Consider the following 21,018-nt stretch of genomic DNA (forward strand, 5'->3'; position numbering starts at 1 on the left):
GTCAGTTGGTTAAGCAGGCGGGCAATCTCCTCTTGCCACTGTGCCTGCAGTGACGGCTTTTGATGTTTTGGCTTGCGGGCCATGTCGTCAGCCAGCCACTGCTCCAGGTCAATCAGCCGCGCCAGCAGCGCCTCCTCATCATCGTCAGCCCCGGCGGGTGTACTCTGCAAAGCGAGCCGACTGTCCGGGGCGGGCGCCACGGCCTGCAGACGGGCATAGACCTCCTCCAGGCTGTGCCACTCCGTTAGCCCGGCGCTGTCAATCAGCCAGAAGCGGTTACAGCTTTCGCTAATCAGCTGGCGGTCATGACTGACCAGCAGCACGCCGCCGGGGTAATCGCGCAGCGTCTGCGCCAGCGCCGCTTTACCCTCCATATCAAGATGGTTGGTGGGTTCATCCAGCAGCAGCAGACTGTAGCGCGCCAGCGACAGGCCAACGAACAGCAGCCGCGATCGCTCGCCGCCGCTGAGGGTGCTGACCTTCTGGCTATGTCTCGCCCAGCCAAACCCGGCGGCGATCAGCGCCCGTTTACGGGTGTCCGCCGACGGGGCAAACGGCGTCAGGGCCTCGAGCAGGCTGGCCTCGTCCGGCAACTGCGCCAGCGTCTGGTCATAGTAGCCGGGGTGCAGCCGGGGATGCAGGCGCAGCCCCGGGAGAGGCGATGCGTTGTTCATCTGCTGCCACAGCAGGCGCAGCAGGGACGATTTGCCGCCGCCATTACGTCCCATGATGGCCACGCGATCGCCGCTGCGCAGGCGCGCCACGCCGGTGGTGAAGAGGGATGGCTGACCCGGCGCGGGCGAGACGGGAAGGGTGTCCATCTCCAAAAGGCGGTCGGCCGGCAGGGCGTCCCCCTGTAACACCAGGCGCCACGGCGGGCCGACGCTGAGCTCGGTCTGCTCGTCTTTCAGGCGGGCGACCTGCTTCTCCATCTGTTTGGCTTTGCGGGCGAGATCTTCATTGTCATAGACCCGACCCCAGGTGGCCAGCCGCCGGGCGCTGGCGCTGACCCGGTCGATCTCTTTTTGCTCCGCCTTATGACGTAACGCGGCGCTTTCATCCTGCTCCGGCAGTGCCTGACGGGCAGCGCTGCAGGGCAAGGCGAAGCAATGTAGCGTCTGGTCACGAAGGATCCAACTCGCATTAGTTACAGCATCCAGTAAGGTGTTGTCGTGTGACACCAGTACGAAGCTCCCCTGCCAGGTTTGCAGGAAGCTTTCCAGCCACAGCAGGGTGGGCAGATCGAGATGGTTGCCCGGCTCATCCAACAAGAGCAGATCAGGCTGGCGGATCAGCGCCCGGGCCAGTAGCAGACGCGTGTGCTGGCCGCCGCTCAGGGTGGCGGTCTGCTGCTCCATCACCGCCGGGGTAAAGCCCATCTGCGCCAGCAGGCGTTCGGCCAGCCAGCGCTGCGCTTCCCGTACATCAGCGGGTAATGGGGCCAGCACCGCCTGCAGCAGCGACTGCGTATGCAGCGCCTCCGGCAGATGCTGTTCAACGCGGGCCATCAGACACTGACCGGCAAGCGAGACGCTGCCCGAGGTGGGCGCGAGGGTGCCGTCCAGCACCTGCAGCAGGGTGCTTTTGCCGCAACCGTTATGGCCGATGAGACCGATCCGGTCGCCTTTCTTCAGGGTGAAGGAGAGGGAGTTAAACAGCGGCCCAAAAGCCGTCTCCACGTGGAGCGCATGGGCAGTTAGTAATGTACTCATAGTCAACTTACTCAAGAGTTACAGGCATGCAAATGCCTCGTCAAAACTCGCTGACGATAACCCGGTAAGCCGGAGAGAAGGGATTGCGTGAAGGGTCTTCGCTCAAGCCATAGTTATCGCAGCACGATACCGATAACGCTTGAGCTGGCGCAATTGCCTAAGGCATGTGAAACAATAAACATTTCACAATACAGCATGGGGGGCCTCCTTTTTTATTCAGTAAGTGGATGGGTGATGGCAGTGTAGTGGGGAAAGGGAAAGCGCGCCAGTGACAAAACTGGCAGGGGGGACCCGCCAGCTGTCACCTGCGCCGCCTTTGTCTACGATGCCGGGTTGGCGCAGAGGGCTTATGTGTTTGCCAGAACATGGTTGCAGAACCATTTTTTTGCTGGCTCATTTACGGTGCCTCCACAGGGACGGTGGCGATCGGGCGGGCAATCATGATTGCCGTTTCACTGAGCGCATTCAGATCGCTTACCTGAGTACACTGGCGGGCCATGACCTGCGGATCGCCGTCCGGAAACCAGCCCTCATTGAATGACAGGGTGTAAAACTGGGTATGCCGCTTGACTTCACAGCGCCAGGCGCGGCCAAGATTGTTTCTGTCGATAAGCCAGCGGGGATCTTTCGCTTCAACAAAAATTTCATATTTAGAGGGTTGAGTGACATGTCGATCTGAATTCGTTTTGCTCCAGAAAATGGCAGTGTAAGAAATGTTGTGTTTACCGTACTGAATACTGGCATCTCGTCCGGGGGTGACCTCCGGATGGAGGAAAATAAATATCCCGGCGGCAATCAGTACCATCAGCGGTAATATAGGATGCTGTATCGGCCGCCAGGGGATTTTACGTACCGCCAACAGCCAGACCAGGGTAATAATAAACACGTAGAGCAGAGCGAAGAAAAATTTACTCGGTTCATAGATGACGACATCCACCAGATCGCCGGTGGCGGGCTGATACTGTTCCGCCCGCGGGGTGAGCATCCACATATCGCCGCCAAACAGGCACAGGCCGGCGATGATGGCGGACCCGCCCGTAAGCAATAAAATAACACGGATCAGAATAGCGATTGTTTTATTTGTGCCTGGGGTTAATTTTTGCATTTCACATTCCGTTGTAAGGGGAGAGGCAACTATTTTGCACAGCAAAGAGCGTGCGGCAAATGCTATCCGTTTTCTATTTTTACGATGAATGTATATAGGCGGAAAAAACGTTTCTGTGGCGGGAGGTATTATTCTGACGTTATTAATAACCGGGCCGCTATTTCGACCCGGTGACAGTGATTAAATCGAGGTGCGGCGATAATTGCGATATTCCGGTAACCAGAAATTATCGCTGATCGCTTGCAGCAGCGCTTCGGCGGAGGTTTTCACCGCCACGCCTTGCTCCTGGGCCACCTTGCCCACCGCGAAGGCAATCGCCCGTGAGACGGTCTGGATATCCTTCAGCTCCGGCAGCACCGGACCTTCGCCGTTGTTGACCAGCGGCGAGTGCTGCGCCAGGGTTTCGCTGGCAGCCATCAGCATCTCGTCTGTGACCCGCGACGCGCCGGAGGCGATCACCCCCAGTCCAATACCCGGGAAGATATAGGAGTTATTGCACTGGGCGATGGGATACTGCTTGCCTTTCACGGTAACCGGGGAGAATGGACTGCCGGTGGCGACCAGCGCCTCGCCGTCGGTCCAGCTCAGGATATTCTGCGGCGTCGCTTCCACCCGTGAGGTTGGGTTGGAGAGCGGCATCACGATCGGCCGCGGGCAGTGCTTGTGCATCTCGCGGATAATCTCTTCCGTGAACAGTCCCGGCTGACCCGAGACGCCGATCAGGATGTTCGGCTTCACGTTGCGCACTACGTCCAGCAGGGACAGCGCCTCGCTGGTGGTATCCCAGCTCTGCAGCTGCTCACGCTTTTGCACCAGCTTGTTCTGGAACGGTAGCAGATTAGGCATGCCGTCGGTTAACAGGCCGAAGCGGTCAACCATAAACACGCGCTGGCGGGCCTCTTCTTCACTGAGTCCTTCGCGGACGATCTGGGCGATAATCTGTTCAGCGATACCGCAGCCGGCCGAACCCGCGCCGAGAAAGACGATTTTTTGCTCGCTCAGCTGGCTACCGGCGCCGCGGCTGGCGGCGATCAGCGTCCCGACGGTCACCGCCGCGGTGCCCTGAATATCGTCGTTAAACGAGCAGATTTCATTGCGGTAGCGGTTGAGCAGCGGCATGGCGTTCTTTTGCGCAAAATCTTCAAACTGCAGCAGCACGTCCGGCCAGCGGGCCTTAATCGCCTGGATCACGTCGTCAACGAACTGATAGTACTCGTCGTCGGTAATGCGTGGGTGGCGCCAGCCCATATACAGCGGATCGTCGAGCAGCTGCTGGTTGTTTGTTCCGACGTCCAGCACGATTGGCAGGGTGTAAGCCGGGCTGATGCCGCCGCAGGTGGTGTACAGCGACAGTTTACCGATCGGGATCCCCATTCCGCCGATCCCCTGGTCGCCAAGGCCGAGAATGCGCTCGCCATCGGTGACCACAATCACTTTCACGTTGTGGTTCGGGACGTTTTGCAGGATGTCGTCAAGGTTATGGCGATTCTGGTAGGAGATAAAGACGCCGCGGGCGCGACGATAGATCTCGGAGAAACGTTCGCAGGCCGCGCCTACCGTCGGGGTATAGATAACCGGCATCATCTCTTCAAGGTGGTTGCCGATCAGGCGATAAAACAGGGTTTCGTTGGTGTCCTGGATGTTACGCAGATAAATATGTTTGTCGATTTCAGTTTTGAATCCCTGATACTGGATCCAGGCGCGTTCCGCTTGCTCTTCGATAGTTTCAACCACTTCCGGCAGCAGGCCGAGCAGATTGAAATTGCTGCGCTCTTCCATACTGAAGGCGCTTCCCTTGTTGAGCAGGGGGAATTCAAGCAGAACGGGACCCGCGTAGGGGATGTACAGGGAACGGTTTTTCTTATGGGTAAATTGCATCGCACTAACTCCTTGATCATGACCACAGTCCCGGCGCGGCGATAAGCGAAGGGCGGGTGGAAAGCAGCGGGCAGAGTATAGAGCAGAAGGTCTTCAAGCGGGTAAACAAGCAGTCAATTGCCATAAAAAAACACCATCCTGGCAACAGGACGGTGTTGTTTATCATCACTCAGGCTGAAAATTAACCACCGCGGCGTTTGCGGCCGGTAGCATGGATGTGGTTAATGGTGGTTTCTTCATCGCCTTCCAGCACCACTTTTTTCTGCCGGGAAAGCTTATAGTTCAGACCGAGAAGATGACGTGCCTGATGGTTCGATTTCATTCTGACTCCTTTATCCTGTTCTGGTTTCAAGGGCAAACCCGGTAATGACCGGATGAAATGTAACCCAAAGTCGGCCGCGCGTTTTTTGTGCGGCCACAGGTAGGGTGGTCCATTTTCTCGGTAATAGCAACCCTGGGGAGCCAGATTAAGAACAGTCCTCCTTGCGCGCCGCAGGGGTCACCACTTCATCTCACCGGTATTAACTTTGGCGCTTAACTCCAGCGAGCTGGTCTCCGCCAGGCCCGGCCACTGTGCCTCCATCGCCTTGATCACCCCGGCCGAATCCGAATGCGTCTTCAGCGCCTGCTCGAACTGCTGGAGATAAGTTTTTGTAAAGCGCACCGCGCTGTCTCCCTCCGGCGGGGTGCCGAGATAATGGCCCGGGATCACCCGCTGCGGGTGCAGGGCGATCATCTGGTCCAGCGTATTACGCCATTGCTGACGACTGGCCGGCGTCTGGGTGTCGGCGGTCCAGAGATGCATACCCCACGCCACGCCGGTGCCGCCGAGGATCGTTTTGTTCGCCCGGATCCAGACGAACGCCGCGTAGTCATGCGGCTGCATGATGGTCACTTTCTCGCCATCGATGGTAAAGCTGTTGGCCTCCAGCGCCTGCGGGACATACACCTGCGTCGGCGCGCCGTCTTTCATTTGCGGGCCCCAGTACGCCAGTTTGGCCGCTTTGGTGGCTGCAATATGTTTGACGACCTCCGGCGTGGCGACCACCTCCGCCTGCGGGAAGGCTTTTACCAGCGGCTCAAGACCAAAATAGAAATCCGGATCGCCAGAGGTGATCACAATCCGCGATAGCGGTTTGCCGTTTTTCTTGATCATCTCCACCAGCTTTTCCCCATCTTTGACGCTGAACTGCGCGTCGAAAAGTACCGCTTCATGCGGACCGGAAACGAGGGTCGAGTTGACGGCAAAAAGTCCTTTTTCCTGCGGGTTGTAAGTTTGCAGCGTCAGAGGCGCCGCGAAGACCGCGCCGCTGAACAGGGCGGTAGCAACAGCAAGGGCAGATAATTTCATGATTTATTCTCAGTAACAGGTGAATGCGTTCCATTGTACGGATTTCGCTATTTGATAAAATTCCTGAAACAAGAGATGCTGAGTTTCATAAAACGTGCAGATCAGGGGGAGTGATGGACAGGGTGATTGCTGCGCAGGTGTATCTGCGCATCTGCGAGCTGGGAAGTCTTAGCGCCGCGGCGCGGGCGCTGGGTATGTCGCGCCCGATGGTGAGCCGCTATCTGGAACAGATGGAGAGCTGGGCCGGCGCCCGGCTGATCCATCGCTCAACCCGGCGGCTGACGCTGACCCCGGCCGGGGAAAAGGTATTGCTCAAGACCCGCGGTTTGACGCGGATCGCCGATGAAATCGCCGGCGAGCGTCAGCGGGCCGATCCCAGCGGCACACTGCGCGTCGCCTGCGCGCACTTTACCGCCATGCAGCTGATCTCTCCGCTGCTGCCGGACTTTCTCGCCCGCTATCCACTACTGCGCCTGGAGCTGGATATCAATAACCATCCGGTCAGCCTGATCGGCGAGCGTATCGACGTGGCCATTCGCATTACCGACAACCCGGAGGCGGGGGCCATCGCTCGTCGCCTCGGAGTGTGCCGTTCGCTGCTCTGCGCCGCGCCGGGCTGGATGCGCCAGCATGGCCCATTGACGACGCCCGACGATCTGCAACGACATAACTGCCTGCTATACAGCCATTTCGCCAGCCAGCACTGGCAGTTCAGCGATGCGCAGGGGCGGGAAGCGTCGGTGGCGGTGAACGGTAATCTGAGCGCAGGGATATCTTCATTGCTGCTGGAGGCGGCGGTTGCCGGGTGCGGCATTGCGATGCTTCCCGAACTGGAGGCCCGGGGCGCGATTGCCAGCGGCACGCTGGAGGTGGTGCTTCCGGAGTGGACGCCGAAGGCGTTGAGCGTTTACGGCATCTATCTTTCCCGCGACTACCAACCTGACGGATTACCGCTATTTCTTGATGCGCTGCAGAGGCGTCTGGGAGAGGAGACTGGCCACGGCTGAGTCTTGGCGCTTCGCGCCCCGACAGCACCGGCGGAAGGCAATTCCGCCGGTAGGCTGACGTTGAGCTTTATTCGTTGCCCCACTGATTAAGGAAATTAGCGATATCGTCAATGCGGTCTTCGTTAATGGCCGCCTCGCGGGCCATTTCTCGCTGCGCCTCTTCGTCAATCTCTTCGTTATTAGTTAACCGCGCAATCAGCAGTTGGAAATAGCGCGCCAGCGCATCGCGTTCTTCATCCTTTACCGGCGCAGCCGCTTCGGTCTCGTATTCGTCCACGATGTCATAAAATTTCAGGGGGATGTCATTACTCATCTGTCGTCCTCAGGGGTGGCGTCGGGGCCAGGGTTAGCGCACAGCGGCGGGCGGACATCATAGCATGCGGCCAGAGTAGCGGAGTGGAGGAAAGAAAAAATTGCCGCAACCGGGAGGCGAGGGGCCAGTATATAGCCGCAAGGGTTGGCCGGGAAAATACCGGCGCGCGCTGGCGCGCGTCGGTATGCCGGGAGGCTTAGACCACACCATCCCCGCCGTCAGAACACCACACCTGTCCGGAGGTATATGAGCAGGCATCGGATGCCAGGGTGACATACAGCGGGGCGATCTCTACCGGTTGCCCCGGGCGCCCCATCGGCGTGTCTTTGCCAAACTGTTTCACCTTCTCGTCCGGCTGGCCGCCGCTGGATTGCAGCACCGTCCAGTAAGGGCCAGGCGCTACGGCGTTCACGCGAATGCCTCGTTTCGCCACCTGTTTAGCCAGCGATTTAGTGAAGATCGCGAGACAGGCTTTGGTCTGCGCATAATCGAGCAGGATCGGGCTGGGTTTATACGCCTGCACCGAGGTGGTATTGATAATCGCGCTTCCGGCCTGGAGGTGAGGCAGTGCGGCGCGGGTGATCCAGAACGGCGCGTAGACGTTGGTTTTGAAGGTAGCGTCGAAATCTTCGGTAGTGAGTTCCTCAAGGGTTTCACAGTATTGCTGACGCCCGGCGTTATTAACCAGGATGCTCAGACCTCCCAGCTGTTCCACCGCGTCGGCCACCAGCGACTGGCAGAAGGATTCGGAGCGAATATCACCCGGGAGGGCCACCGCGGTGCGCCCTTCGGCTTTGATCAGGGCGATAACTTCATCCGCATCCTTTTGCTCTTCGGGCAGATAGTTTATCGCGACGTCGGCGCCTTCGCGGGCAAAGGCGATCGCCACCGCACGGCCAATACCGGAGTCGCCGCCGGTAATTAACGCTTTCTTACCGGCCAGTCGCCCGGAGCCGGTGTAGCTGGTTTCACCGTGGTCCGGGGATGGCTCCATTTCCGCATCCAGACCCGGCGGGGTTTGTTCTTGCTCCGGGAACTCCGGACGTGGAGCCGTCTCTTCTGGCAACATGGAGGTGGGTAACTTCTTCATTGGCGGTTTTTCATCTTGCATAGTCATCTCCTTCAGACAGAACGGGCCAGCTCTAAGAATAGGTCAGCTTCTCCTGGCGACAGACCCTGGATGACTCGCAACATCGCAGTCAATGGCCAATCGTAGGCGTAACGGTATGCCTTAACCGACTGATCCTTGGCGTATTTCGGGGGATAGCGTTGCGTTATTATTGCTGACGTTAAATTAGGATTATTCCATCCTTAATCAAGGGCCAAGGGCTATTTTCGTAACGCGCATGATCTTTTTCTCAAGTTACGATGAAGGTGCTGCATGAATAAACGATGAAGATGTTCATTAGCAAACCATGGTCTATAAAGTAATACCTCTTTAGGGGTAATATTTCTGGATATTGTGTTCCGCGAGATAAAGAAATATTTATTCATTAAATTGTTTGCATTTTTTTACAAACGGCCGTTGGACGTTTCTGTTTTACCCGCCGGTGAACATAACCTACGTCAAATAAAGGAGTTGTGTGAGGTATATTTTATCTTACCGCTTCGTTAGTAAAGCTTTATTTTGTCCGTGCGCGGATGGGTATCTGAAATTAATTTGACTCCTGCAGGCATTCCTCTAGTGTTAGATATCGAGGGCGATGATTTGTAACAGGGTCATTTTCCATTTACCAACCGATATTGATCAAACCAAAGGTGAAAATTATGGCAGAGCATAGAGGCGGTTCAGGTAATTTTGCAGAAGATCGTGAGAAAGCATCCGAAGCCGGGCGTAAAGGCGGACAGCACAGCGGCGGGAACTTTAAAAATGATCCTGAACGTGCATCCGAAGCCGGTAAGAAGGGTGGTAAGAACAGTCATGGCGGCGGCCGTAAATCCGGTGACAGCTAGCGACTGATGAGCTGTGACGCCGACAAATCGGCGTTGAGACAAAACCTGTGGGCCAGATGGTCCGCAGGTTTCTGCATATTCAGGGTTTATTTCTCTATAATGACATTCATTATCCGCGATGCGGGGGAACTAAAAGGTGAAGAGGAAATCGCCGCATCACTAGCAATAAAAGACGGCCGCAGCGGCAATAAATTAGCCGGACGGTAAAGACAGAAAATAACGGAACGGGACAATACGCAACGCTACTTTCTTTTTTATGCTTAGGCAAAAGAAAGACATTTTCAGCGTAAGGTTTAGCGCCTGACGCTGCGGTCAGAGCGTCGATAAAATGGCCGCTCAATATTGTTCGGTCCTAAGGTAATAAAATGAAGTTGACGCCAGTGTTTATTAAGCGCTGTCATCTTGTCGCCGCCGTTATGTGGGTGGGTCTGGCGATACCCTCGTTGATCTGGTGGAAAGACAGCGTACTGTGGGTCATTCTCATCAGTATTTATGCCAATATTGTTGGCCATTTATCCGGATATAGCGCAGCGCGAGCTGACCAGGCGGCGGAAGAGAGTGAAGATTCCACGTCAAAATAAAAGGTTAATGATCAGAGGTGTATATGACGGATATTGAAAATTATCACAACTGGCTTCGCGATGCGCATGCCATGGAAAAACAGGCTGAGTCGCTGCTGGTGGCCACCATCAGACGCCTCGATAATGAACCGCAGTTACGCACCCGCCTTGAACAACATCTCTATGAAACCCGACGGCAATTGTCCGCCCTGCAGGATATCATCGCCCGCAACCATATTTCCCGCTCTGCGCTGAAGGATGCGATGAGCCGGGTGGCGGCGTTAGGACAGACCATTGGCATCATGCTGCCCGGTGATGAGGTTATTAAAGTGATTATCACTGCCTACGTTTTTGCCCATTTTGAGGTCGCCTGCTATACCGCTTTATTAACGGCGGCGAAAAGAGTAGGCGACCACAGCGCGATGCACACACTGGAGGGTATCCTGGCTGAAGAGAGAGGAATGGCTGATTGGCTGCTCCATTATCTGCCAGCGCTGACCGGGCAATATCTTATGGATACCGATATGCCTGGCGTTGAGGCCGAGCATTAAGCCGCCGGAGAACGCTATGGTCAAACGGCAAACCATCGCGCTCCTCGCCGCCGAGGAACAGGTTCCGCTGGTATTAACCGCCAGGCAGCAGGCGCTGGTGGACGCGGTAGCGAACAGGATGCTACCAGCGGAACGCAATCCCGTATCGCCTGTCGGCAAACCGCGCGCGAAGGCCAGGGCGGGGTCCGGATCGCGCTGAGGCGGCTGACAGGGACGGGCAGAACGCGAGGTGAGAGTGATGCAACGGGAGGAGTGGTTTCACAGAGCGGTCATCTATCAGGTTGACAGTTCGCTCTTTTATGATGCCAATGGCGATGGTTTTGGCGATCTCGCGGGCATTCGCCAAAAGCTACACTACATTCGCAGCCTGGGAGCGACGGTGCTTTGGCTAACTCCGTTCTATCTCACTCCTCTGCAGGATGATGGCTATGATATCAGCGATCATCTGCAGCCCGATCCGCGGTTCGGCACTATCGCTGACGTGATTGAGCTGATTGCCCGCGCCCGCGAGCTGGGACTGCGGGTGATCGTTGAGCTGGTGATCCAGCACACCTCCGCGCAGCACCCGTGGTTCCAGGCGGCGCGACGCGATCCCCGGTCGCCGTGGCGGCCGTATTATCTGTGGGCCGATCGGCCGCCGGAAAACGACGATCCTCCCATGTTTCCCGGCGTTGAGGAGAGCGTCTGGCGCTGGGACGAACAGGCTGGGCAATATTATCGCCACATGTTTTATCACCACGAGCCCGACCTGAATCTCGCCCATCCGCCGGTGATCGCTGAAATCGAAAACATTATCACCTTCTGGCTGCAGGCTGGGGTGTCTGGCTTTCGTCTCGATGCCGCGTCACATCTGGTCAAGCAGGCCGGAAAGGGCGACGAGACGCGCGGCTACCCGCTGCTGACCCATCTCCGGCAGGTTGTACAGCGCCTCAATCCCGATGCGATACTCCTGGGTGAAGTGGACGTCGCGGTAGAAGATTACCGTCATTATTTCGGCCAGGGCGATCGGCTGCAGATGGTGCTTAATTTCTGGCTTAACAAATACCTCTACCTCAGCCTGGCGCAGCAGCGCGCCGCGCCGGTGGTGAAGGCCCTGCAGGCGATGGTGACCCCGCCGGACGGGTGCTGCTTCGTCAACTGGCTGCGCAACCATGATGAACTGGATCTTGAGGGGATTGGCGAGCGCAACAAGCGCCAGGTTATCCGCACCTTTGCCCCTGATAAATCGATGTCCGTTTACCAGCGCGGGGTACGCCGAAGACTGGCGCCGATGCTGGACGGCGATACCCGACGCATAGCGTTAGCCCATGCTATCCTGCTGGCGCTGCCCGGCGTGCCGGTGATGCGCTATGGCGACGAGATTGGCATGGGTGATGATCTCTCCTTACCGGAGCGCTACGCGGTCAGAACGCCGATGCAGTGGTCGGCCGCGGCCAACGCCGGCTTTTCCCGGGCGGCGCGGGATGATTTGCCGGTAAAACCGGTGGCCAGCGGGCGGTTCCGCTACCAACGGATCAATGTTGAAACGGCGCTGCGCCATCCCAGGTCGCTGCTGCATCGGGTACGCAATATGGTATTGGCGCGCACGGAATATACTGAACCGGGATCCCTCCCTTTTACTCTCCTTACCCTAAAGCCCGACGCGGTGCTGGGCTTGCTCTATCGCAGCGAATCGCGGGAGGCACTGATGCTGGCCAACTGCAGCCAGCAGGCGGTAGAGGTCCTGCTCCCGCCGCTGGCCGAGGGCTACTGGAGCCCAATTCTGGAAGATAAGCTCTATCAGGATGGGCTGCACGGCGGGAATGATGCGCGCCTGGCACTCTCCGGGTATGGTTACCGTTGGTTCAGCCGCAGCCTGAGTTAGCGCCGTTTTCCGGAACGACGGAACAACGCCCGCAGCGCCATCGTCGCCACCGCTACCCCGACGCCGGCGGCGACTTTACCCGGGAGATCGGCGCTGATGGTGACTGCTTTACGCCGTGCGCCATCGTTAAAGGGGCCGTGGCCCGGATGATTGCCGCGCACCGGCGTGAACAGGTCGTCCTGTTGGTCTGACGACTTTGGCTGACCGGTAAACTGTCCCTCCCACGCTTTTTTCACCATCAGCCGATCGAGCAGGCGAGGGAAGAAGACCTGGCCGAGGATCGACTGGATGGTGCTTTTTCCGACCCACAGCTCGTTGACCGGGCGCTGGATGACGCTGTAAATAGCCTCGGCGGCGACTTCCGGCTGATAGACCGGGGGCACCGGCTGCATGGCCTGATCCATTTTGTTTCGCGCCCAGCCAAACTGGGCGGTGTTCATCCCCGGCAGTTGCACCATGGTCAACTGGATGTGGCTTTTCTCATGCATCAGTTCGGTTCGCACGGCATCGGTAAAGCCGCGGATCGCCGCTTTCGCTCCGCAGTAAGCCGACTGCAGTGGGATTGAACGCCAGGCCAGCGCCGAGCCGGCCTGAATAATCACCCCCCGATCCCGGGGGATCATGACCTCCAGCGCCGCGCGGGTGCCGTTCACGTACCCGAGATAGGTCACCTCCGTCACCCGGCGAAACTCCTCCTCGCTCATCTGACGAAAGGGCGCCAGCACGGTGGTCATGGCGTTGTTGATCCAGACGTCGATTGCCCCGAGGGTGGTTTCCACCTCGGAGGCGGCGCGCTGCAGCGCCCCGGCATCGACGACATCGGCGCTAATAGCCAGCGTTTTAATGCCAAACCGTTCACAGGCCTGTCGCGTCTCCTGTAAACCCGTTTCGTCTCGGGCGATCAGCGCCACGTGATATCCAGCGCGGGCGAAACGCAGCGCGGTAGCTTTGCCCGCTCCCGCGGTTCCACCGGTAATAACCATCACAGACATAGTGACCTCATTATGTTTTGGCTTTCACAATATTGACTGTACGGATCGGTTAATTATTTCTCACCAATGGCAATGACGAGGTGGGAAATATCCTGGAATAAGCGCAATGTGAATCAGGCGGCATCTCCTGGTTAGTTTCGGCAGATCCTACATACTTCGGCGAAGGCGTTCTATAATTTGTAGGATCCCTGACAACCAGCGAGGAGGAAAAATGTTAATGTTGAACGTTGTTAACGGTGAAAAAGAAGAGGATGACGCCACTCGCGCTCCGGAATCAGGTGATAAACAACCGGAGCGTGATAAATAGCGAAGCCGATACTATTCCTGCTCAGGAATAATGGATATCTGGCCGTTACGCTCGAGAATAGCGAATTTGATCGCTTTCAATTCATAAATGCCATGGTGCTGCCTGGCCGCCAGCAGGATATCATCGACAGAGATATTGACGAGCTTAATCTTCTCGTCGATGACAGCACCATTTTCCACCACGATAACCGGCGTACCATCGAGAAAATTTTCTGCCTGAGCAAATTTTTTCTTAATATAGCCGAACAAAATATCAATACTAACCAGGGTGACGATAGTCAGCATCGACCCGGTAACCGAATAGTCTGTGCTGAGCATCGCCTGCTGGGTGGCTTCGCTGATAATCAGCAACAGTATCAGGTCAAAGTTGGTTAATTGCATCAGGGTTCTTCTGCCGGCAATCTTAAAAATAATCAACAGGATCAGATAGATTGCTGCGGCTCTAAGGACCATTTCCATAGCGACTCCTACGGATAGACAAACTGCTGCCAGGTTACAGAATAGCGATCGTTAACTACCGCCTGCAGAGAGATATTACCGGCCGTTTTTGGGGTAACGGCTAACCACACAGATATCGGTGAAGGCGGGTTCGACCGCTGATAGACGAGATGTAATTTCCCGTCGGCGCTATACATTTTATCCGGCTGCGGACGGATATCACCGATCTGGTAGCGGGTTAATAACGGGGCGGCGAAGCTGATAATGGTGTCGCTGGCCGTATCCGATTTAATCTGAATATTAAGCTCGGTTTCACTCATCAGCCTGGCATAGCGCTGATAATCGACGCTTAATTCGCCTCCACTGGTTTCCCGGTGTGCTTCACTGAAATAACCGGAGGACCACAGGCCGCTTAACGCGGTAAGAATGATGAGACTCAAAACAATTATCCCATAGCGGCGGAAGCGATATTCAAAGCGTAAGGAGCGTTCATTCTCATCGACGATAGGACAAGGCTGTTGATTCTTAATCATTAATATTTTCCCCGCGTTTCGTTTCGCCAGGAGCGTAACGATAAGGACATTCTTATATTAGACGATATCAGAACAATTGACTTTGTAAAAATGGCCAGCCTCAGCCAGGCTTTATTCTCATCGTCAGCAAAAAACGGAGGCATGATGAAAAAACTAGCATTGGCCATGGCCTGTCTGTTTGCCGTAGGTGTCGCGCAGGCGGACGATAAGGGAGGGTTTACTCAGGATGCCGCGCCGCCGCCGCCGCACAAACTCGATGACGGCTATCGCGGCGTCGAGGATGGCCGGATCATGACCGTTGAGCAGGCGAAAACCATGCACGATGGCGCGACCGTTTCGCTGCGCGGCAATCTGCTCAAGCGGCAGGGAGATGACCGTTATCAGTTTCGTGATAAAAGCGGCACCATCACCGTTATTATCCCGGTCGCCGCGTTTAACGAACAACACGTAGAGCCAGACGATCTGGTCAATATCAACGGCAGTCTGGATCGCAAAATGACGCCGCCGGTCGTGCGAATCGATCGTCTGCTCAAGCAGTCGCCTAAGTAAGCGGAGCACGTCGATATGAGCACCTTTTCTCATTCGCAAGACGAAGAGCGCGGTAAGCCACCTGCCCGTGAGGCGCCCGGGGAGCAGGGCGAAGTTCCGCGTAAACGGGACGACAGCAAGGATGACAAATCCGATCCCTGGCATCCGCAGGATGGCCGATAGCGTCACCCTGCGTCACCAACGACACGAAAACCAGGGGAACGTGGGAGCCAGAGGCTGCGAAAAGACGCAGCTTCGGCATCACGCACTATACTTTTTGTTCGACATCACTACAGGAGGAATCAAATGGCGATTCATAAGAAAGGGCTAGCGCACTGGGAAGGCGACCTGAAGCATGGCAAAGGCACCGTGTCGACAGAAAGCGGGGCGCTGAGCCAGCAGCCCTACGGATTTAACACCCGTTTTGAGGGGGTGAAGGGCACCAACCCTGAGGAGCTGATCGGCGCTGCACATGCCGCCTGCTTTTCGATGGCCCTGTCGCTGATGCTCAGCGAAGAGGGATATACCGCAACGTCTATTGACACTACCGCAGTGGTCACCCTCAATAAAACCGACGGCGGCTTTGCGATTACCGATATCGCGCTGCAAAGCCAGATCGTCCTGCCGGACGTGTCTCCGGCGGCGTTCGATGAGATCATCCAGAAAGCGAAAGCAGGCTGCCCGGTATCGCAGGTGCTGAAGGCCAACATTACCCTCGATTACCAGCTGAATCCGTAAGCCGTCGTGCCCGCGTGCTGCGGGCACTCTTTCCGCAATATCTCTCCCAATGCTGTCCAACAGTGGTATCTTTTGTCCTTTAGTTGCACGTAAGGGATACCATCATGATCGGCATTCGCCGGATGATCGAGGCGCAGGTGCTCGGCCTGACCGGCATGGCGCTAAAAGAGATCGACTTTGAACGACCCAAAGGAGAGCCGGGGCTGTTTGGTCCCCAGTCGGCCATCTGGCAGGTGCACGGCGATTTTACCTCGATGCTCTGCGGCGGCATTAGCGCGCTGTTGCTGCAGATGCTGCATCCTCTGGCGCTGGCCGGCGTCTGGGATCACTCTCGTTTTCGCGAGGATATTTTGGGCCGCCTGCGCCGCACCAGCCAGTTTATTTCTGCCACCACTTTTGCCACTACCCCCGACGCCGAACGGCTAATCGCCAAAGTACAGGGGATCCATCAGCGGATCGCCGGGGTGGATAAGGACGGAACCCCGTATCAGGCGAGCGACCCGGCGCTGTTAACCTGGGTGCACGTCGCCGAGTGCAGTTGCTTTATGGCCTCCCACCTGCGCTACAAGCGGACGGTGGTCAGTCCCGAGCGCCAGGAGGACTATTTTCGTGAGTCGGCGGAAATCGCCCGGCGGCTGGGGGCTCGGGATATCCCTCAGACACCGCAGGAGGTGGCGGACTATCTCGAGGCGATGCGCCCGCGACTGCGCTGCGACGAACGTACCCGGGAGGTAGCCGAGGTGCTGCTCTCCACCCGTCTGCCGGGGCGGATGAGCCAGCCGGTCGGCCGGGTGATGATGAACGCAGGAATTGACCTTTTGCCGGAATGGGCGCAGGAGATGCTGGGATTGTCGCTCACGCCGCTGCAGCGGCGCACGACGCGCCTGATGGTGCATGGCGTGGCCCGCGTACTGCGCGCCTCGGTACGCAACGGCGCCTGGCATTGCGCCATGCGCTGGATGACGGAGGCGTGATTCAGTTCGCTTGGCCCAGGTGACCGGCAATCAGCGCCTGCAGACTGCCATCCGCCCGCCACTCGCTAAGCGCGTCGTTTACCGCGTGAAAACGGTCTACGTCCGCCCGGGCGACGCAGATGGCCTGCTGGATCTCGGTAAAATTATCCGCCAGTACCCGCACCCCGGCGTGCTGACGGGCTGTCGCCTCCAGCGGCTGGCGGATGCCGGCGACCATATCCCCTTCACCGGCGAGGAAGGCGTCGATTGCCTCCTGCGAAGAGGGAAGTCGATGCAGGCTGGCGTGCTGCAGATGGCGGGTTAGCCATAGATCGTATGCGGCGTTTTGTCCGACGTTAATGGTGGTTGCCGGGCGATCCATGTCGGCCACGCTCTGGCAGGGCGAATCAACGCTGACCAGCGCGGTACCCTGGATGGTGATATAGGGCGAGGTAAAGCGCAGGGTGGCTTCCCGCGCCGGATCGATGGCCAGAAAGGCAATATCCCAGTGCTCGCCACCGGCGTCAGCCACCACTTTACCCGCGGCAGGATAGGGAACGAATTCGGCGCTGACGCCCCAGCGCGTCGCCAGCCGATGGCTGAGCTCGACGGTGATGCCCGTGGGCTTTCCTGTCTCCCCGAGATGGGCCAGGACCGCATTGCCCAGATTAATGGCGAAACGCAGCCGGGATGGTTTGTTATGTGACATCGCTGACTCCTGTGGTGGCTAAGCTAAAGTGGCCCGACCTGTGGCCACCCTTCAAAAGATAGTTCATTGGCGCAAGGTTGCAGCGTTCCAACGGCACATACAGTAAATAGTCATTACCGACCGCCGCGATATCGTTAAACGGCAAGGCAATGGCTTTTATATTGTTAAGCATAAACTCAGTTTGTCAGTTTATTCTTCCCGCTCACAAAGGGAGAGAAATAATGACACAACATAATTTTGAAAATGATAATAAATATCATGAGCGTTCGGTGCAGGCGCGAAAGAGTACCCTTGTTAGCGTGGTGGTTAATATTTTCCTTTCTGCCTTACAGGTAGTCGTGGGAATATTTTCCGGCTCTCAGGGATTAATTGCCGACGGAATGCACTCTTTTTCCGATCTGGTCGCCGATGGCGTGGTATTGATGGCGAATAAAAAGAGCCGTCGACCGTCTGACCACGATCACCACTATGGCCACTGGCGCTATGAGAACGGCGCCTCCCTAATCATCGGCGCGATGCTGCTGCTCGTCGGGGGTGGCATGCTATGGTCCGCGGCGGGCCATCTCGCGCAACCGCAAACTATTCCGCCGGTGCACAGCGCGGCGCTGTGGATGGCGCTGGTGGCGCTGGCCGTCAAGGAGGGGCTGTTTCGCTATATGCTGGCGGCCGCCAGGCGGCTGAATTCGTCGCTGCTTATCGCCAATGCCTGGCATGCCCGCTCTGACGCCGCATCCTCCCTGGTGGTGGCCCTGGGGATTATCGGTAATCTGGCCGGGTTCGCCTGGTTCGACCCGCTCGCCGCGCTGGCGGTGGGGCTGCTGATTGCGCGTATGGGCTATCGTTTCGCCGTCAGGGCGCTGCATGATTTAATGGACCGTGCGGTTGATGAAGAGATGCAGCAGGCGATCGCCGATACGCTGCGAACCACGCCGGGCGTGGCGGGCCTCCACGATCTGAAAACCCGTAAGGCGGGGGATCTGGTGCTGGTGGATGTCCATCTCGAGGTGGCTGGCGAGATGTCGGTAGCCGAAGGACATCAGATTGCCCGTCACGCGCGGGAGCGGGTGCTGGCGCAGCATCCGGTGCTTAATGTGATGGTGCATCTCGATCCCTGCGAAGCGCAGGGGTTGACGAAAGCGGTCTGATACACCCGGTAGCCTAAGCGGAAAAATGAATTGGCTCAGCGGTTATTTTTTCTTCTGAGCCATTATTGCTGGCGCATTGATTGCCTGAAATATAAAAAAGGCCCATACTGAAAACGCCATTACCATCGCTAAATAATGGCGCAGATCTGCCCATCGCAGTTAACGATAAAATAAACCAATCGGCTCATAGATAATCTCTATTCTGTATTCAGAGATAATGACCAGAGCGGTAATTCAGGAAGTCAGACAATGATCATTCGGCCAGAACAACACTGGTTTCTTCGCCTATTTGACTGGCACGGCTCCGTGCTGTCGAAAATCATCTTTCGCCTGCTGCTAAATGTGCTGATGTCGATCATCGCCATTATCAGCTATCAATGGTACGAACAGCTGGGGATCCACTTAACCGTGGCGCCGTTCAGCCTGCTGGGGATTGCGATTGCGATTTTCCTCGGCTTTCGCAACAGCGCCAGCTACAGCCGCTTCGTCGAGGCGCGCAATCTGGTGGGGGACGGTGCTTATCGCCGAACGCACGCTGGTGCGTCAGCTGCGCAATATCCTGCCGGTGGAACACGATGCCCATCGCCGCATCGTCAGCTATCTGGTGGCCTTTAGCTGGAGCCTGAAGCACCAGCTGCGCAAAACCGATCCGACGGCTGACCTGCGGCGGTTGCTACCGGAGGAGAGGGTGACGGAGATCCTCGCCAGCTCAATGCCCACCAACCGGATCCTGCTGCTGGCCGGCAACGAAATTGGCCAGCTGCGGGAGGCGGGCAAGCTCAGCGACATCACTTACGGGCTGATGGACAACAAACTCGACGAGCTGGCGCACGTGCTGGGCGGTTGTGAAAGGCTGGCCACCACCCCGGTGCCTTTCGCCTATACCCTGATCCTGCAGCGTACCGTCTACCTGTTCTGTACGCTGCTGCCGTTCGCCCTGGTCGGCGATCTGCACTACATGACGCCGTTTGTCTCGGTCTTTATCTCTTACACCTTTTTATCGTGGGATTCGCTGGCGGAAGAGCTGGAAGATCCGTTCGGCACCGCAGCCAATGACCTGCCGTTGAACGCGATGTGCAATACCATCGAGCGCAATCTGCTCGACATGACCGGTCAGCATCCGCTGCCGGAGACGCTGCGTCCGGACCGTTACTTCAATCTGACCTGAGCCTGGCCCACCGGGCGGTTTCGCTGCCCGGTCATCACTTTCCGTAGCAATTTATCCGTCACAGCACCGCGGTGAAAACCGCAAAATTTGCAAATAAGTTAAATTTAACACCTGATAGATAACATCAATTATACAGAATTGTGGTGTATGTTATTATTCAGTTAACAAACGCAGTACCTACGCTTTCCCATCGTACTATCCTTGAGAAACAGCATTCTTTTCAGGTGACGCCATGCGATTCACGCTTCGTCGCCGGGGTTGTTGTACGCCTTTTTCGGCTAGCGACAGCCAGAACAGAGCAGCAGGAGTAAAGAGATGACCAATAAAAGACGCGCGGTTCCCGGTGTTCACCCCTATGACGGTCCGGCAGGCGGGTGGGGCGCGTTGAAGGCCACGGCCATCGCCGTGCGCACCCAGATGGATGCCTTTGAGGCGCCCGCCACGCTGCTGCGTACCAACCAGCCGGACGGTTTTGACTGCCCGGGCTGCGCCTGGCCGGATAAAGAACATAAATCGACCTTCCAGTTTTGCGAAAACGGCGCCAAAGCCGTGACCTGGGAGGCGACCACCAAACGGGTGACGCCCGCATTCCTCGCGGCAAATACCGTATCTTCCCTGCTGGCAAAAAGCGATTTTGAACTGGAGGGCTACGGCCGCTTAACCCATCCTTTGGTTTACGACCGGGACAGCGATACCCTGCGTCCGGTGGCGTGGGAGCAAGCCTTCGCCCGTATCGGCGAGATCCTCCGCGGCCTGCAGCCGGATGAGGTTGAATTCTACACCTCTGGCCGAGCCTCCAACGAAGCGGCGTGGCTGTTCCAGCTGTTTGCCCGCGAGTATGGCACTAACAACTTCCCCGATTGCTCCAACATGTGTCATGAATCCACCAGCGTGGGCCTGCCACAGTCGATCGGCATTGGTAAAGGCACCGTCTCTCTCGACGATTTTGACCAGACCGAGCTGGTGATCTCCATCGGCCATAATCCGGGCACCAACCACCCGCGGATGATGGGCACCCTGCATGAGCTATCCCGCCGCGGCGTGCCGATTATCGTTTTCAATCCGCTGCGTGAACGGGCGCTGGAGCGTTTTGCCGATCCGCAGAACGTAATGGAGATGGCGACCCGGCGCTCGACGCCGATCGCCTCGACCTACTACCAGGTACGGGCCGGCGGCGACGCGGCGGCGCTGAAAGGGATCGCCAAAGCGCTGCT

At 57.2% G+C, this 21,018-nt stretch carries 25 protein-coding genes and 1 pseudogene; 14 read left to right on the top strand and 12 right to left on the bottom strand.

All coding sequences use genetic code 11. The features are described 5' to 3' along the window. From HMPREF1024_RS21090 to HMPREF1024_RS21080, 3 genes are all read right to left on the bottom strand, one after another. Positions 1-1,712: ABC-F family ATP-binding cassette domain-containing protein (locus HMPREF1024_RS21090; RefSeq protein WP_009307787.1), on the bottom strand; the 1,712-nt coding region annotated here is incomplete at its 3' end. A gap of 397 nt (positions 1,713-2,109) precedes the next feature. Then, positions 2,110-2,817, bottom strand: a complete 708-nt coding sequence (locus HMPREF1024_RS21085; protein ID WP_009307788.1) for a hypothetical protein — start codon at positions 2,815-2,817, stop codon at positions 2,110-2,112. Between the two features lie 180 nt (positions 2,818-2,997). Beyond that, positions 2,998-4,695: an NAD-dependent malic enzyme gene (locus HMPREF1024_RS21080; protein ID WP_002906125.1), complete on the bottom strand. Its 1,698-nt coding sequence runs from the start codon at positions 4,693-4,695 to the stop codon at positions 2,998-3,000. A gap of 56 nt (positions 4,696-4,751) precedes the next feature. Between HMPREF1024_RS21080 and HMPREF1024_RS31095 the strand changes: the two genes are divergently transcribed. After that, positions 4,752-4,880 carry a hypothetical protein gene (locus HMPREF1024_RS31095; protein WP_002906122.1) on the top strand — a complete coding sequence of 43 codons (129 nt, stop codon included), beginning with the start codon at positions 4,752-4,754 and terminating at the stop codon, positions 4,878-4,880. Here the strand turns inward: HMPREF1024_RS31095 and sra are convergent. Then, the gene (gene sra, locus HMPREF1024_RS21075) at positions 4,877-5,017 is read right to left on the bottom strand and encodes a stationary-phase-induced ribosome-associated protein (RefSeq protein WP_004143727.1); all 141 of its coding nucleotides are present in this window, start codon (positions 5,015-5,017) and stop codon (positions 4,877-4,879) included. The genes HMPREF1024_RS31095 and sra overlap by 4 nt on opposite strands. 177 nt (positions 5,018-5,194) lie before the next feature. Then, positions 5,195-6,046: a Vmh family MBL fold metallo-hydrolase gene (locus HMPREF1024_RS21070; protein ID WP_004189881.1), complete on the bottom strand. Its 852-nt coding sequence runs from the start codon at positions 6,044-6,046 to the stop codon at positions 5,195-5,197. A gap of 113 nt (positions 6,047-6,159) precedes the next feature. On the opposite strand from HMPREF1024_RS21070, the gene HMPREF1024_RS21065 reads away from it, so the two are divergent. Continuing rightward, the gene (locus HMPREF1024_RS21065) at positions 6,160-7,053 is read left to right on the top strand and encodes a LysR family transcriptional regulator (RefSeq protein ID WP_004184171.1); all 894 of its coding nucleotides are present in this window, start codon (positions 6,160-6,162) and stop codon (positions 7,051-7,053) included. Between the two features lie 67 nt (positions 7,054-7,120). On the opposite strand, the gene HMPREF1024_RS21060 is transcribed toward HMPREF1024_RS21065, so the two are convergent. Both HMPREF1024_RS21060 and HMPREF1024_RS21055 read right to left on the bottom strand, forming a co-directional pair. Next, positions 7,121-7,366, bottom strand: a complete 246-nt coding sequence (locus HMPREF1024_RS21060) for a YmjA family protein (protein WP_002906114.1) — start codon at positions 7,364-7,366, stop codon at positions 7,121-7,123. A gap of 196 nt (positions 7,367-7,562) precedes the next feature. Beyond that, positions 7,563-8,477, bottom strand: a complete 915-nt coding sequence (locus HMPREF1024_RS21055; RefSeq protein ID WP_004151242.1) for an SDR family oxidoreductase — start codon at positions 8,475-8,477, stop codon at positions 7,563-7,565. Between the two features lie 656 nt (positions 8,478-9,133). Here HMPREF1024_RS21055 and HMPREF1024_RS0125720 point away from each other — a divergent pair. The 5 genes from HMPREF1024_RS0125720 to HMPREF1024_RS21035 all read left to right on the top strand — a co-directional run bounded on the left by HMPREF1024_RS0125720 (position 9,134) and on the right by HMPREF1024_RS21035 (position 12,294). After that, positions 9,134-9,319, top strand: coding sequence for a general stress protein (locus HMPREF1024_RS0125720; RefSeq protein ID WP_004143718.1), 186 nt, complete (start codon positions 9,134-9,136; stop codon positions 9,317-9,319). Between the two features lie 365 nt (positions 9,320-9,684). After that, positions 9,685-9,900: a hypothetical protein gene (locus HMPREF1024_RS21050; RefSeq protein ID WP_004143717.1), complete on the top strand. Its 216-nt coding sequence runs from the start codon at positions 9,685-9,687 to the stop codon at positions 9,898-9,900. A 23-nt stretch (positions 9,901-9,923) separates the two neighbouring features. Beyond that, entirely contained in the window at positions 9,924-10,430 is a 507-nt protein-coding gene (locus HMPREF1024_RS21045) for a ferritin-like domain-containing protein (RefSeq protein ID WP_009307789.1), read from the top strand. A gap of 16 nt (positions 10,431-10,446) precedes the next feature. Beyond that, positions 10,447-10,629, top strand: coding sequence for a hypothetical protein (locus HMPREF1024_RS21040; protein ID WP_004143715.1), 183 nt, complete (start codon positions 10,447-10,449; stop codon positions 10,627-10,629). 39 nt (positions 10,630-10,668) lie between these two features. Further along, positions 10,669-12,294 (top strand): alpha-amylase family protein, encoded by a 1,626-nt coding sequence (locus tag HMPREF1024_RS21035; protein ID WP_009307790.1) that lies wholly within the window; start codon positions 10,669-10,671, stop codon positions 12,292-12,294. Here the strand turns inward: HMPREF1024_RS21035 and HMPREF1024_RS21030 are convergent. The 3 genes from HMPREF1024_RS21030 to HMPREF1024_RS21020 form a co-directional block, all read right to left on the bottom strand. After that, entirely contained in the window at positions 12,291-13,286 is a 996-nt protein-coding gene (locus HMPREF1024_RS21030) for an SDR family oxidoreductase (protein WP_009307791.1), read from the bottom strand. The genes HMPREF1024_RS21035 and HMPREF1024_RS21030 overlap by 4 nt on opposite strands. A gap of 318 nt (positions 13,287-13,604) precedes the next feature. Then, positions 13,605-14,051, bottom strand: a complete 447-nt coding sequence (locus HMPREF1024_RS21025; RefSeq protein ID WP_004148482.1) for a DUF421 domain-containing protein — start codon at positions 14,049-14,051, stop codon at positions 13,605-13,607. 8 nt (positions 14,052-14,059) lie between these two features. Then, positions 14,060-14,563: a hypothetical protein gene (locus HMPREF1024_RS21020; protein ID WP_009307792.1), complete on the bottom strand. Its 504-nt coding sequence runs from the start codon at positions 14,561-14,563 to the stop codon at positions 14,060-14,062. Between the two features lie 144 nt (positions 14,564-14,707). On the opposite strand from HMPREF1024_RS21020, the gene HMPREF1024_RS21015 reads away from it, so the two are divergent. From HMPREF1024_RS21015 to HMPREF1024_RS21000, 4 genes are all read left to right on the top strand, one after another. Further along, positions 14,708-15,112, top strand: a complete 405-nt coding sequence (locus HMPREF1024_RS21015; protein ID WP_009307793.1) for a YdeI family stress tolerance OB fold protein — start codon at positions 14,708-14,710, stop codon at positions 15,110-15,112. A gap of 15 nt (positions 15,113-15,127) precedes the next feature. Continuing rightward, the gene (locus HMPREF1024_RS31100) at positions 15,128-15,274 is read left to right on the top strand and encodes a hypothetical protein (protein WP_009307794.1); all 147 of its coding nucleotides are present in this window, start codon (positions 15,128-15,130) and stop codon (positions 15,272-15,274) included. Positions 15,275-15,397: 123 nt separating this feature from the next. Further along, positions 15,398-15,829 (top strand): OsmC family protein, encoded by a 432-nt coding sequence (locus HMPREF1024_RS21005; protein WP_002906030.1) that lies wholly within the window; start codon positions 15,398-15,400, stop codon positions 15,827-15,829. 104 nt (positions 15,830-15,933) lie between these two features. After that, positions 15,934-16,803, top strand: coding sequence for an oxygenase MpaB family protein (locus tag HMPREF1024_RS21000; protein WP_009307795.1), 870 nt, complete (start codon positions 15,934-15,936; stop codon positions 16,801-16,803). A 1-nt stretch (position 16,804) separates the two neighbouring features. Here the strand turns inward: HMPREF1024_RS21000 and HMPREF1024_RS20995 are convergent, their stop codons facing one another. Next, positions 16,805-17,491: an ABC transporter substrate-binding protein gene (locus HMPREF1024_RS20995; protein ID WP_009307796.1), complete on the bottom strand. Its 687-nt coding sequence runs from the start codon at positions 17,489-17,491 to the stop codon at positions 16,805-16,807. Beyond that, a complete protein-coding gene (locus HMPREF1024_RS0125725; protein WP_004143707.1) occupies positions 17,481-17,663 on the bottom strand; it encodes a hypothetical protein in 183 nt (60 codons plus the stop codon). The genes HMPREF1024_RS20995 and HMPREF1024_RS0125725 overlap by 11 nt, the downstream gene beginning before the upstream one ends. Before the next feature lie 49 nt (positions 17,664-17,712). Between HMPREF1024_RS0125725 and HMPREF1024_RS20990 the strand changes: the two genes are divergently transcribed. The 3 genes and pseudogenes from HMPREF1024_RS20990 to HMPREF1024_RS28330 all read left to right on the top strand — a co-directional run. Then, positions 17,713-18,636 (top strand): cation diffusion facilitator family transporter, encoded by a 924-nt coding sequence (locus HMPREF1024_RS20990; protein WP_009307797.1) that lies wholly within the window; start codon positions 17,713-17,715, stop codon positions 18,634-18,636. Positions 18,637-18,885: 249 nt separating this feature from the next. Then, a pseudogene (locus HMPREF1024_RS0125730) lies at positions 18,886-19,804 on the top strand (bestrophin family protein). A 315-nt stretch (positions 19,805-20,119) separates the two neighbouring features. Further along, positions 20,120-21,018: molybdopterin-dependent oxidoreductase (locus tag HMPREF1024_RS28330; protein ID WP_009307799.1), on the top strand; the 899-nt coding region annotated here is incomplete at its 3' end.

Origin of the sequence: Klebsiella sp. 4_1_44FAA, assembly GCF_000238715.1 — a bacterium.
In the GTDB taxonomy this organism is placed as follows: Bacteria; Pseudomonadota; Gammaproteobacteria; order Enterobacterales; family Enterobacteriaceae; genus Klebsiella; species Klebsiella pneumoniae.

What these genes read in the sequence shown, in the direction of transcription:
- HMPREF1024_RS21045 (WP_009307789.1), top strand. Translation starts at nt 9,924, where the DNA reads ATGACGGATATTGAAAATTATCACAACTGGCTTCGCGATGCGCATGCC.
- HMPREF1024_RS21000 (WP_009307795.1), top strand. Translation starts at nt 15,934, where the DNA reads ATGATCGGCATTCGCCGGATGATCGAGGCGCAGGTGCTCGGCCTGACC.
- HMPREF1024_RS20995 (WP_009307796.1), bottom strand. Translation starts at nt 17,491, where the DNA reads ATGTCACATAACAAACCATCCCGGCTGCGTTTCGCCATTAATCTGGGC.
- HMPREF1024_RS21060 (WP_002906114.1), bottom strand. Translation starts at nt 7,366, where the DNA reads ATGAGTAATGACATCCCCCTGAAATTTTATGACATCGTGGACGAATAC.
- HMPREF1024_RS21080 (WP_002906125.1), bottom strand. Translation starts at nt 4,695, where the DNA reads ATGCAATTTACCCATAAGAAAAACCGTTCCCTGTACATCCCCTACGCG.
- HMPREF1024_RS21020 (WP_009307792.1), bottom strand. Translation starts at nt 14,563, where the DNA reads ATGATTAAGAATCAACAGCCTTGTCCTATCGTCGATGAGAATGAACGC.
- HMPREF1024_RS21025 (WP_004148482.1), bottom strand. Translation starts at nt 14,051, where the DNA reads ATGGAAATGGTCCTTAGAGCCGCAGCAATCTATCTGATCCTGTTGATT.
- sra (WP_004143727.1), bottom strand. Translation starts at nt 5,017, where the DNA reads ATGAAATCGAACCATCAGGCACGTCATCTTCTCGGTCTGAACTATAAG.
- HMPREF1024_RS21015 (WP_009307793.1), top strand. Translation starts at nt 14,708, where the DNA reads ATGAAAAAACTAGCATTGGCCATGGCCTGTCTGTTTGCCGTAGGTGTC.
- HMPREF1024_RS21040 (WP_004143715.1), top strand. Translation starts at nt 10,447, where the DNA reads ATGGTCAAACGGCAAACCATCGCGCTCCTCGCCGCCGAGGAACAGGTT.
- HMPREF1024_RS21050 (WP_004143717.1), top strand. Translation starts at nt 9,685, where the DNA reads ATGAAGTTGACGCCAGTGTTTATTAAGCGCTGTCATCTTGTCGCCGCC.
- HMPREF1024_RS0125720 (WP_004143718.1), top strand. Translation starts at nt 9,134, where the DNA reads ATGGCAGAGCATAGAGGCGGTTCAGGTAATTTTGCAGAAGATCGTGAG.
- HMPREF1024_RS21070 (WP_004189881.1), bottom strand. Translation starts at nt 6,046, where the DNA reads ATGAAATTATCTGCCCTTGCTGTTGCTACCGCCCTGTTCAGCGGCGCG.
- HMPREF1024_RS21065 (WP_004184171.1), top strand. Translation starts at nt 6,160, where the DNA reads ATGGACAGGGTGATTGCTGCGCAGGTGTATCTGCGCATCTGCGAGCTG.
- HMPREF1024_RS31100 (WP_009307794.1), top strand. Translation starts at nt 15,128, where the DNA reads ATGAGCACCTTTTCTCATTCGCAAGACGAAGAGCGCGGTAAGCCACCT.
- HMPREF1024_RS0125725 (WP_004143707.1), bottom strand. Translation starts at nt 17,663, where the DNA reads ATGCTTAACAATATAAAAGCCATTGCCTTGCCGTTTAACGATATCGCG.
- HMPREF1024_RS21085 (WP_009307788.1), bottom strand. Translation starts at nt 2,817, where the DNA reads ATGCAAAAATTAACCCCAGGCACAAATAAAACAATCGCTATTCTGATC.
- HMPREF1024_RS20990 (WP_009307797.1), top strand. Translation starts at nt 17,713, where the DNA reads ATGACACAACATAATTTTGAAAATGATAATAAATATCATGAGCGTTCG.
- HMPREF1024_RS21035 (WP_009307790.1), top strand. Translation starts at nt 10,669, where the DNA reads ATGCAACGGGAGGAGTGGTTTCACAGAGCGGTCATCTATCAGGTTGAC.
- HMPREF1024_RS21030 (WP_009307791.1), bottom strand. Translation starts at nt 13,286, where the DNA reads ATGTCTGTGATGGTTATTACCGGTGGAACCGCGGGAGCGGGCAAAGCT.
- HMPREF1024_RS21005 (WP_002906030.1), top strand. Translation starts at nt 15,398, where the DNA reads ATGGCGATTCATAAGAAAGGGCTAGCGCACTGGGAAGGCGACCTGAAG.
- HMPREF1024_RS21055 (WP_004151242.1), bottom strand. Translation starts at nt 8,477, where the DNA reads ATGCAAGATGAAAAACCGCCAATGAAGAAGTTACCCACCTCCATGTTG.